The following is a 6967-nucleotide window of genomic DNA, read 5'->3' as shown; positions in this document are numbered from 1 at the left end:
TCATGGCGGCTCTCCTTTTATTGTCAGTTTAGGGTGATGCTCATCAGGCAGGCATAAGGCCCGTTGCGGTCCTGGCGGCGTTCGGCGTACACAGCCAGGACTCCTGTGATATCCGGAACGTCCCTGCCGGTGTAATGGCAGACGCTACCGTGCCACTGATATTTTCCTGTGCAGTAGCGAAAGATTCGGGACTCAGGATGCTGGCGGTATATCGTCATTGCCCGGCGTTTACTGATAATTTTCATGTCATACCTCACAACAGACCGTGTTCTGCGAACGAATAGATTTGCCTGCCACCGACAATCAGATGGTCAGGGACACGGATATCCACCAGCTGAAGCACCTGAACCAGTCGCTGCGTGAGGGTTTTGTCGGCCTGGCTAGGTGTCGTCTCGCCGGAAGGATGGTTATGCGCGAGTATCACCGCCGCCGCGTTGAAGTGCAGAGCACGTTTGACCACCTCCCGGGGATGCACCTCGGTGCGGTTAATCGTGCCGGTAAAGAGCGTCTCATGGGCAATCAGTTGATTCTGGTTGTCCAGATACAATACCCGGAACTCTTCCCGCTCAAGCGCGGCCATATGCAGTCGCAGCCACTCCCGGACGGCGTGAGTGGAGGTGAAGGCCACCCCGGGCTCATGCAGATGCCGGTCAAGAATCCTCAGCGCCCGCTGAATGAGACGCCGGTCCTGTGGCGTCATCTCGCCGGGTAAAAAGGAAAGCTGTTTCATCTGTTGCTCCTTCGGTCAGTCGATAATACGCAGAATGGCGTGGGCCTCTGGATGTTGCATGGCATACTCCCGCAGGCGGTAATAGTGTGCGGTCATCGCGTCACATTCTGTACGGCAGGCATGGTGGCTATACGCAATCAGGCAGACAGCAATACCTGCTGCTTCTGCACTCATTTGGGCATCGTTACCGTTCAGGCAGTTAAACAGACGCCATGTCTCATCGTTGTCAGGCTCGGGGGACATAAATGCGCCGCCATTGCTGAGGGTGTAGAACGACCAGATACCACCGCTGTAGCCCTCACAGAAGCGGTCCATCCAGGCGAAGATATGCGGCTCCAGGAGTAGCCACTGCGGGATAGCGCCAAAGTACTGTGGCCAGAAATCGATACGCTGTTCATCGGGGACCGGCGTGACGGTCAGTTCAAATTCGGGTTGGTTAGCGGGTGCGAGGTCGTACTGCGTCTGTGTTGTCATGGGCATGTCTCCGTTAATAAAAAACGCCAGCGGCGATGGCTGGCAAATGGGGGAATAAAGCGTGTTCGGGGAGGTGAAATGTGCGGGTAAATGCTTCGCGGTCAGCGGGTGGAGGTGCCTGTACGGATGCCAGAGGTGCGGATGTAGCGGTTAAGACTTTCAGCGGCATCGGGTTCAAAGTTCCATGCCCGCCAGACCATCCGGCCTTCAGTGTCACGAACCACAAGGCGGAAGTGACTGCCCTGGTCGTCTTCGAGGGTGATATTGCTGTACGTGGTAGTGACCGCTTGCGCATGTCTTCGGGTGAAGGGTCCCGGTGGCAGTAAGTGAGATTCAGGCATATGCCTCCTTAAATGCAAAAAGCCCCTGTTGCCAGAGCAACAGGGGCTGTGAGGACTACTGATACCACTCTGGTTAGAGTGGCAGGATTATCAGAAGGTGACTTTCAGTGTGGCCTGACCGTTGTAACCGTCAACGCTGTTACCGCTGACGCTGCGGGTATAACCGCCCTGCACGCCCAGTGTGACATTCTGCCGTACTCGTGCGTCAATACCCGCCTGCAGGTCAAGCGACGTGCCTTTCTGAGACGGGGTGAAGCTGACATTGCTGCCTGCAGTCGCCGTGCCCATGCTCATATCGCCATCGGAACTGAACGTGCGGATGACCGACGGACGTACCCACCAGTTCACCGGAAGCTCACTTGCGCTGCGCTTCATGCTGTCAGCAAACCCTGTGACCGCAGAGGTACCCTGACCGAAGTCCATTTCAGACGAACTGCCAAAACGGATACCGGCGCGGACATGCTGCGCACTGCCGTCACCAAAGTTCACGTAACCGCCGTTGTCATGCCCATCATCCAGAGACAGTCCTTGCCAGATGTACTGCAGTTGTGGCTCCAGCACCAATCCCTGACTGATGTTAAACGGTAGACCGGTTTCCACAGAGGCCAGCCAGCCAGTGCCGTCAGTATCAAAACGGTTATCCGAAGAGTTGGCTTTCAGGCTGTGACGGGAGCCTTGTGCCACGATATCTGCCCACAATCCACTGGCATCATGAACTGCTGTCAGATAGCCGCCGATGCTGTACACCGTGTCACGCACGCTGCCTGCTGCAGAGCGATCGTCGTTTTTCACATCCACCGACGATTGGCCTACTGCGCCATACAGACCAGTGGTTAGGGAAAGTGTACCGGTATCATGCTTGAACAAGTCACCACCAAGCTGCATAAAACCGTAGCTGCCGCTGCTTTCCGGGGTGTCGCCCTGTGCAATGCCGCCGTTACCATCACGCCCGGTATGCCCGCCCTGAATACGTCCCCAGATCCCTTGGTCGTTCACGGCGCTGCTGCGCTGACTGTATGTTCCCGCCAATGCACGGTCGTAATCCATACTCTGCGCAAACAAAGAGGCGTACAGCGCCACTTCGGCACGGTAACCCGCTTCACTGGTGAGGTACCAGTTTTCATCGGCACTGCCGTGGCTCAGGGTGTAGTTGTACGCCCCGGCCTGCAATTTGCGGCCCAGCGCAAAGGCTCCGGCTTCAGTGGTGGCTCCGTTAATCGCATCCACCACTTTGATGCCGTTGCCGGTTGTTGCTAGGCCCAGCCCTGCATCACCGGTATGGGTGAAGTTCAGCCAAGTTTTGCCGGTTGCCTGTCCGCCGTCAATGACCAGCATATCGGTCGGGAAGGCCGGGTCATCAAGACGAATCGACATGTTGATGGTGCCGTTACGGCCCGTCAGATTGGTGACCGTCAGTGTTTCCGGGACAAATTGACTACCGGTGGCTGGAGTAAAACTGATGGTTCCGGCGTTATCGAGGTTATCGAGCACCGATTTCACTGCCGCCCCACGCTGAATATTCCAGCTGGCAGCGCTGTCGAGGGTGACGTCAGTCGGGTCAATCGCGCCGTTCATCACCGAGTTGCCAGTCAGGCGCACTTGGGTACCAGACTGTGCGATGATATCGCTGTTGATGATCGCATTGTTCAGCGCCAGCGTTCCCTGATTCAGGGTTACCTGTGACTGAGACAACGTGCCATTGCTGACCGTCAGGGTACCGTTACCCTCTTTGAGTAATTGCCCGTCACCACTTACCGAACCGCTGATGGCTGCGTTACCGTTGCTGAAGTGCAGTTGTCCGCTATTGGTGGCACTCCCTGTCAGCGATGCACCGTCGCCAAATGTGGTGGTACCAGTAAGCGTGCCACCTTGGGCCACATTCAGTGTACTGCCTGCACCCACTGTGGTGTTATCCGCACTGCCGTTACCCAGTACCGTGAACTGACTGCCGTTATCAAGACGCAGGTTGCTGGCCTTACCGGTTGCGCCGTCAATGCCGAATGCGCCGGTGGTGTTCGTACCGCTGACCGTTGCACCGGTATCGGCAATCAGCACACCGCCGTCATGCATTACGATGTTCTGCGCCTTACCACCGGTCGCGACGGCCAGAATACTGCCCTGATTAACCGTAGTGGTATCGGCGATGCCATTGCCTAGTACATCAAGACGCCCGCCGTTTTCCAGCAGGACATTGGTAGCGATATGCGTGGTGCCATCAATGAAGAAATCCCCAAGACTGTTCGTCCCGGTAACCGTGGAATCGGTGGTCGCCCATAATGCACCGCCCTGTTTGATGACCACATCCGTCGCGGAAGTGCCCGCATCCACCGACAATATGCCATCCGCTTCCACTGTGACGTTATTCGCCGACCCGGCCACTGCCGTTTTCCCGGCAACAGGTTCATCCTGCCAGATGGACACTTCCAGCCGACCACCACGATTCACGACCGAGCCGATAGCTGTACCACCGGCAAAAACCGACTGTACCCCGCCATTATTGATGGTGGTATTTTCCGCACGTCCACCATCCACCATCTGATACGACAGGTCGGTCAGCAATTCGCCGGAGGGTGAATCATCACCGATAGTGGTGTTCAGGGCAGAGCCACCAGCCTGCACACTCTGCGAGGATGCGCTGTTGCCGTTTGCCACCTCGGTGCCAGTACCATTAAGGATAGTGGTATCCGTTGCCGTCGCTCCGTTCTTCACCACCTGCCAGCCGTTCTGGCTAATCACTGTACCTTCGGCGCTGGCACCTTCATGAACGTACTGGAAGCCACCTTCCAGCAGGGTATTAATTGCCGAACCGTGCACACTCTGGTCGCCGTCCGCTTTAATCACTGTGCTGGTAGCGAGGCCACCAGCGGCAATAATCTGACGACCATCGTTATTAATGGTGGTATCAGTTGCGGTACCGGCAACCCACTGCCCGTCGTTGTTCTCTGCATCGGGACCACCCTGTGCTCCGGTATTCACCACACTACCGGTAGCCTGCGCTCCAGCTTTTACCAGCTGAGCCCCGTCTTTATTAATGATCGTGCCGGAGGTAATACCGCCGCTGTGTACCCACTGTGTACCACCGTCAAGCGTGGTATCTGAAGCTTGACCATGCACGCTCTGACCACCACCGCTGTTGACTGTGGTGTCTGTGGCGCTGCCGCCAGCCAGTACACCCTGCAGCCCGCTATTATTAATGGTGGTCTGGTTTGCCACGCCCCCCGTCTGTACCCACTGACCACCGCTGTTGTCATCATTATCAGCACCGAACTCCAGGCCTGTGTTGATGACTGTGTTGTTTGTCTTACCGAAAACGATCTGTGAGTCGTGATTGCCGATCACCGCACCATTGACTACCTCACCGGCCGCTACCGTACGGGTGTTTCCCGGCGCATCATCAGCCAGTGCCGCAGGGCTTGCCACCAGTCCGGCAACTGCCAGCGCGAGAACAGCAGTGCTGCGCTTTCCTTTTGCTTTTGCCAATTCTGAGACAACAACAAATGCTCCCAAAACTTCGTTCCATACCAGCCGGTAGCTGGTGTTCAGGTTTCGCTTCATCATAAATACCTTGTTGTGTGTAGAATTTCCCCTAAAAGGGTATCGGCAAGAAGCTGATTTCCTTTAGGTTGTAGTTATGTTGGTGATTGCCTGTTGAATAAACTGAAAATGCGGCAGTGCTCGGATAAAACTTAAATCTTCTGTCAGTCGGTAAAAGCGCTCGTTGCGTTTAAAACTCTCAGTGAGGGGCTGCACAAGGTGAATATCACTGAGCGAAAACACCACCGGACGGTCGTGATGCTCCGCAACCAAGTACCAGTGGCTCTGCTGGGCAATCAGCCTGTAAGGGGCCAGTCTTTCGCAACGATTTCCGTCAGTCAGCAACATGACGCGCTGGCAGGTGGTAATAGCCTGTACCAGCCGGTAAAAGGACAGCTGGGTCGCAGGTGAGCCCACAGAAACCGCATCTCCGGTCAGGCAGGGGGCACCCTCGCAGTTCAGCAGCAGGCTCACCAGCCGACGGTCCAGCCCCGGAAAGAGGCCGGCGATGCCGGTACGGTGGGCAAACGTCAGGACATCCAGCTCGCCCTGCGGCCCGGCCCCTGTCCGTAGGCGATAGCAGCCCTGATGGCATTCGAGATCCAGATAAATCAGCCGTTCACGAAAGTCTCTGTAGAGGGTGCGGACTGACACGTCAAACTCGGTCGCGAGCTTTTGCATATCCAGCGTTTCACCCGCTACGAGGCGGCTGATAATCAACGACAGCCTGACCGCCAGTCTGTCGTAGCGACGCTCTGTCGGTGGCATGATGGTTCCTCCGTGCAGGTTAACCGGTTGAAAGACATGAGATTCTAAAGGAGGGGGTTGTCAGGATATGTCTGTTGGAGCCGCTATTTTGAGGGAGGCCTGAAGCCTGAATCTGTCAGGCCTGCGCCATTTTTCGGTGAAATACTCGGCAAAAATTCCCACCAAAAATGACAGGGAGTGTCATTTATTAACACCGCCGTAACGTTATCTGATGCAAAGTGTGAACTCACGCAGGCCGAAAACCACTGAGCATCGCTTCCGCCATCACCCACAGTGCCCGGTTAAGCTTCACATCACCGTCTATGCCCCGCACGGCACGGGTATGCGTGCGCCCGCCTTTTGCGCTACGACCACTGAGCCCGCCCTTAATCAGGTTCTCCTGAATACGCTGGTACGTGGTCCACAGGTCGTTACTCTCATCCTGCCAGCGGCGCGGGGAGAGCACCTGTGACGGCGCAACCGGCTGGTGGTCCTCCCCGAACCGGTACGTCAGTGCAGCCTGTGCCAGTGCCTGTTGCGCAGGAGGCTGCAACAGCAACGACTGCATCGCATCCCGCTTCTCCTCCACACGGTCAAAAATGCCCAGTACCTCATACGCGCCTTCAATTACCTGACTCACCACGTCCCCCTTGTGCGGCACCCGCACCTCGCCAAACGACTCACCACAGACGAGCCCGTTCTGACAAACTGCGCGAAATAGTCCCGGCAACATCTGGTACGAACTGGTGCCATCATGTGAATTCAGCAAAATGATTTCCGGCACCTGCTTACCGGTAATCTGCCCCTCCCGACGAAGGCGCAGCATATGCTTTGTATGTTCACGACGACCCGGGTCACGCACGCGGGTCTGACAGGCAAAGAATGGCTGGAAGCCTTCTCGCTGTAGGCTGTCGAGCAGGGAGATGGTGGGTATATAGGTATAACGCTCACTACGGGACTCGTGTTTGTCCTCACTGAATACACTGGGCACTACGCGAAACAGCTCTTCACGGGTTAACGGACGGTCGCGACGGATAAGGTTTGCTGCGCCAAAGCGCGAAGCCAGACGGGTCATAAGCAGACTCCTCATAATGGGAAAACAAATAAAAGAAATCCCCGTCGCATCGGCGACAGGGGCAGG

General features: G+C 56.4%; 7 protein-coding genes. All 7 read right to left on the bottom strand.

Annotation, left to right across the window (positions count from 1 at the left end; all coding sequences use genetic code 11):
- Positions 1 to 23: 23 nt before the first annotated feature.
- The gene (locus FDX11_RS11345) at positions 24 to 245 is read right to left on the bottom strand and encodes a DUF987 domain-containing protein (RefSeq protein WP_000691995.1); all 222 of its coding nucleotides are present in this window, start codon (positions 243 to 245) and stop codon (positions 24 to 26) included.
- 8 nt (positions 246 to 253) lie between these two features.
- The gene (locus FDX11_RS11340) at positions 254 to 730 is read right to left on the bottom strand and encodes a RadC family protein (protein ID WP_137397929.1); all 477 of its coding nucleotides are present in this window, start codon (positions 728 to 730) and stop codon (positions 254 to 256) included.
- 15 nt (positions 731 to 745) lie between these two features.
- Positions 746 to 1204: an antirestriction protein gene (locus tag FDX11_RS11335; protein ID WP_113372854.1), complete on the bottom strand. Its 459-nt coding sequence runs from the start codon at positions 1202 to 1204 to the stop codon at positions 746 to 748.
- A gap of 101 nt (positions 1205 to 1305) precedes the next feature.
- Positions 1306 to 1545, bottom strand: a complete 240-nt coding sequence (locus FDX11_RS11330) for a DUF905 domain-containing protein (protein ID WP_001115184.1) — start codon at positions 1543 to 1545, stop codon at positions 1306 to 1308.
- Between the two features lie 90 nt (positions 1546 to 1635).
- The gene (locus tag FDX11_RS11325; RefSeq protein ID WP_001618787.1) at positions 1636 to 5103 is read right to left on the bottom strand and encodes an AIDA repeat-containing protein; all 3468 of its coding nucleotides are present in this window, start codon (positions 5101 to 5103) and stop codon (positions 1636 to 1638) included.
- Between the two features lie 60 nt (positions 5104 to 5163).
- On the bottom strand, positions 5164 to 5847 hold the full coding sequence (locus FDX11_RS11320) for a YafY family protein (RefSeq protein ID WP_137397928.1): 684 nt from the start codon (positions 5845 to 5847) through the stop codon (positions 5164 to 5166).
- A 226-nt stretch (positions 5848 to 6073) separates the two neighbouring features.
- Complete coding sequence (locus FDX11_RS11315) at positions 6074 to 6901, bottom strand: DUF932 domain-containing protein (protein ID WP_000197390.1); 828 nt, start codon at positions 6899 to 6901, stop codon at positions 6074 to 6076.
- Between the last annotated feature and the right edge of the window lie 66 nt (positions 6902 to 6967).

This window comes from Citrobacter sp. wls714, from assembly GCF_005281025.1.
Taxonomy (GTDB): Bacteria; Pseudomonadota; Gammaproteobacteria; order Enterobacterales; family Enterobacteriaceae; genus Citrobacter; species Citrobacter werkmanii.
This window is presented reverse-complemented; position numbering and strand designations above follow the sequence as displayed.

What these genes read in the sequence shown, in the direction of transcription:
- FDX11_RS11320 (WP_137397928.1), bottom strand. Translation starts at nt 5,847, where the DNA reads ATGCCACCGACAGAGCGTCGCTACGACAGACTGGCGGTCAGGCTGTCG.
- FDX11_RS11325 (WP_001618787.1), bottom strand. Translation starts at nt 5,103, where the DNA reads ATGATGAAGCGAAACCTGAACACCAGCTACCGGCTGGTATGGAACGAA.
- FDX11_RS11340 (WP_137397929.1), bottom strand. Translation starts at nt 730, where the DNA reads ATGAAACAGCTTTCCTTTTTACCCGGCGAGATGACGCCACAGGACCGG.
- FDX11_RS11330 (WP_001115184.1), bottom strand. Translation starts at nt 1,545, where the DNA reads ATGCCTGAATCTCACTTACTGCCACCGGGACCCTTCACCCGAAGACAT.
- FDX11_RS11345 (WP_000691995.1), bottom strand. Translation starts at nt 245, where the DNA reads ATGAAAATTATCAGTAAACGCCGGGCAATGACGATATACCGCCAGCAT.
- FDX11_RS11315 (WP_000197390.1), bottom strand. Translation starts at nt 6,901, where the DNA reads ATGACCCGTCTGGCTTCGCGCTTTGGCGCAGCAAACCTTATCCGTCGC.
- FDX11_RS11335 (WP_113372854.1), bottom strand. Translation starts at nt 1,204, where the DNA reads ATGACAACACAGACGCAGTACGACCTCGCACCCGCTAACCAACCCGAA.